Source organism: Humidesulfovibrio sp. (assembly GCF_035560995.1).
GTDB lineage: Bacteria > Desulfobacterota > Desulfovibrionia > Desulfovibrionales > Desulfovibrionaceae > Humidesulfovibrio.
In genome coordinates this window covers 1-3,064 of record NZ_DATMYK010000176.1, presented here as the reverse complement: position 1 = coordinate 3,064, position 3,064 = coordinate 1, and the positions used below count along the sequence as shown (strand labels likewise).

Annotated in this window: 4 protein-coding genes and 1 pseudogene; 3 read left to right on the top strand and 2 right to left on the bottom strand. The window is 62.8% G+C overall.

Features of this window, described 5'->3' with window-relative positions; all coding sequences use genetic code 11:
• Positions 1–185, bottom strand: a pseudogene (locus tag VN419_RS06855) (hypothetical protein); the annotation flags it as partial.
• Between the two features lie 33 nt (positions 186–218).
• On the bottom strand, positions 219–980 hold the full coding sequence (locus VN419_RS06850; protein ID WP_325645820.1) for a DUF4197 domain-containing protein: 762 nt from the start codon (positions 978–980) through the stop codon (positions 219–221).
• A 128-nt stretch (positions 981–1,108) separates the two neighbouring features.
• Between VN419_RS06850 and VN419_RS06845 the strand changes: the two genes are divergently transcribed.
• The 3 genes from VN419_RS06845 to uxx1 all read left to right on the top strand — a co-directional run bounded on the left by VN419_RS06845 (position 1,109) and on the right by uxx1 (position 3,053).
• A complete protein-coding gene (locus tag VN419_RS06845; RefSeq protein ID WP_325645818.1) occupies positions 1,109–1,723 on the top strand; it encodes a hypothetical protein in 615 nt (204 codons plus the stop codon).
• Positions 1,724–1,835: 112 nt separating this feature from the next.
• Positions 1,836–2,810, top strand: coding sequence for a hypothetical protein (locus VN419_RS06840; protein ID WP_325645816.1), 975 nt, complete (start codon positions 1,836–1,838; stop codon positions 2,808–2,810).
• Positions 2,811–2,837: 27 nt separating this feature from the next.
• Positions 2,838–3,053 carry a UXX-star selenoprotein family 1 gene (gene uxx1, locus VN419_RS06835; protein WP_325645822.1) on the top strand — a complete coding sequence of 72 codons (216 nt, stop codon included), beginning with the start codon at positions 2,838–2,840 and terminating at the stop codon, positions 3,051–3,053.
• Positions 3,054–3,064: the final 11 nt, after the last annotated feature.

The following is a 3,064-nucleotide window of genomic DNA, read 5'->3' as shown; positions in this document are numbered from 1 at the left end:
TCCACCACGGCGAGCAGCACGGCCGGGTGCGTGGTCACGGCTTCCTCCGGCCTCGCGGCGCGCAGCACGTTGGGCTTCACCAGCACCTTTTTGCCGCGCACGGGCGGGGCGAAGAGCGAGAAGGCCTTCTCCACCGCCGGGCGGCAGGTCTGGTAGTCGGCAGGTTCAATGAGGACTTTGTGCATGGCGGTTCTCCTGGGGGGGCTTTCGCGGCGCGGCTACCTGGAGCCGAAGACCTTCTTCAGAAGCGAGGTGGTGCGCTCCGCCGGATTGGTGCGGATGTCCTTCTCCTCCTTGGCGATCAAGGTGAACAGGCCGTCCTGGGCCTTGGCGTTCACGTAGGAGTCCAGATCAAGGCCGTACGCCTGGGCGGCGCTGGCGGCCAGGGGGTTGGCGGTGAGCTTTTTGTAGGCCTTGGCCACGCCCACGGAATCGGTGGCCTTGCTGATGATGGGCTGCATGAGCTCGCCGATCTTGCCGCCGCTGGACTTGCGGAAATACTGGGTGGCCGCGTCCTCCGGGCCGGTCAGAATGCCCTTGGCGTCGCTGACGCTCATGTTCTTCACCGCATCGCCCAGGATGTTCGCGGCCTGGGGCACGGCCTGCTCCGCTGCGCGGTTCATGGCCAGCACCAGGTCGTCGATGAGCTTGCCCTGCCCCGCCAGGCGCAGGGGGGTCTCAAGCTTCTGCAACTGCTCGGGCAGGAGGATCTTCACCGCCTGGTTGCTGAAGTAGCCGTCGGTCTTGCCCAGGCTGGTTATGGACGTGCTGACGCCCTTGGCCAGGGCCTCCTTCAAGCCCTTGGTGATGTCCGTGTCGGACACGCCCGCGGGCACGGAATTGGTGGACCCGGAGGTCTGCACGGCCTGCGTGGCCTGCTGCGCCTTGTCCAGCACATCCGCCCACCCGGCCTGGGCGGCCCCGGCGGAAAGATGAGAAGCAAAGAGGCAAAGGGCGAGAACGGCGAGGGAACGTTTCATGGCGGTCTCCTGGCGGATTGATGGTTTCGGGTGCCTCTGGTGTACTCCCGGGCCGCGCGCCCGGCAAGAAACTCCTGCCCCGGCCCTGGTCCGGATTATGCATTTTTCCGGCAGGAGGAAATAATGTCATGCGCATAAATCCTAAGATCGCCAATCAGATGTACCTGAACTCCGGGGACGAGGACAGCTCGTGCCTGGCCGCCGGCACGTACACCGGGCTGGCCGCGGCCAAATATATCAAGGACAACGACAAAGACGGCGACAAGTGCCTCTCCGCCGACGAGGTGTCCATCTCCGCCGAGGCCTTCGCCAAGCTCGACGCCGACAAAGACGGCAAGGTGACCAAGGAGGAGATGAAGAAGGCCCTGGCCGGCCAGGACAACGCCATTTTCCAGTACTACAAGAACGGCGGCGCCACGGCGGAGACCCCGGATATCACCAGCACCCTGCTGAGCAACGCCGGCACCAGCGCCAGCAACGCGTCCGGCACGTACTCCACCCTGGCGACCAAGCGCTACCTGGCCGACAAGGACAAGAACGGCGACGGCGTGCTCACCAGCGACGAGGTCTCCCTGTCCACAGAGATCTTCTCTGAGATAGACAAGAACGGCGACGGCAAGGTGACCAAGGCTGAGCTGCAATCCGTGCTCTCCGGCCAGGAAAGCACCATCAAGAGATACTACGCCAATGGCGGCACCGGCTCCATAACCGACTTGACCTCCAGGCTGCTGGCAAAGATCTAGGCCGCATGATCCTCGAAATTTCCCCAAGCCCCCCCTGCGCCCTGCATCAAGGGCAGGCCGGAAGATCCCTGCCCTTGCAGGCGTGGTGCCCCCCCAAGGAGTGGGTGCAAGCATGAGCACGCACACAGCCATTTCAAATAAAATTCACAGACAATATTCCCAGCACACCAACAACACCAAAACAGCCAGCGCAAACACAACAAATAAAGCAAGCAAAAACGGCCTTCCTTACGTAAGAGGCTCAGGCAGCAACCTGAACACCTCGCTGACCGCTGGCACATACTCGATCCCTGCGGCAGCCAAGTATTTAAGAGAAAACGACAAGAACAAGGACGGCCAGCTTTCCCGCGATGAAGTGACACTTTCTGCGGAGGCATATGCCAAGCTGGACGCCAACTCCGACGGCAAGGTGACCAAGGCCGAACTGCAGAACGCGCTGCGCGGCAAAGACGCCGCGATCTACCAGTATTACAAAAGCGGCGGCAGCAAGACGCATTCGAAGGATGTCGTCACCACGCTGCTCTCCAACGCCGGCGGCGCGGGCGGCACAAACAGCACAAACGCCATCACCCAGGCGGCGTCCAAATACATACGGGACCACGACAAGAACAAGGACGGCAGGCTTTCCCGCAGCGAGACGACGCTGTCCTCCGAGGAATACGCCAAGCTGGATGTCGACGCCGACGGCAAGCTGACCAGAGGCGAACTGGAAAAGGCCCTGAATGGCAAGAACACGGCCATCGACCAGTATTACAAGAGCGGCGGCGAAAAAACGCACGACGCGGACATGGCCGAGGCGGTGCTCTTCACCTCCAACGCCGGCAGCATCACCAATTTCTCGGGCCTGGCCGCAAGCCGGCTCCTCAAGGACAGGGACAGGAACGGCGACGGCATCCTTTCCGCCAGCGAGGCCCCCCTGTCTCCCAAGGCATTCGCCAAGATAGACAAGGACAATGACAAGAAGATCACCTTAAGCGAGCTCAACACCGCCCTGGCGGGCAAGAACGCCGCGATCCAGACCTATTACAAGAACGGCGGGACCGACTCGCTTTCGAAGCTGGCTGCCACCCTGCTGAAGGTGGTATAAAAGGGCATGAGCGACGCATCGTCTGGCATGGGCGTGCTGATTTACGGCAAACAGGGCTGCCCGCACACCGACAGGGCGCGCGCGGCCCTGCCGCTGGCGCGTTTCATCAACGTGCTGGCCGACCCGCATGCCCTGGAGGAGATGCTCCGGCTCTCCGGCGGGCAGCGCCGCATACCGGTCATCGTCTGGCCGGCGGACGACGGCGGGGAGACGGTGGAGATCGGCTTCCGCCGGGGGGCCTGACACCTTTAGCC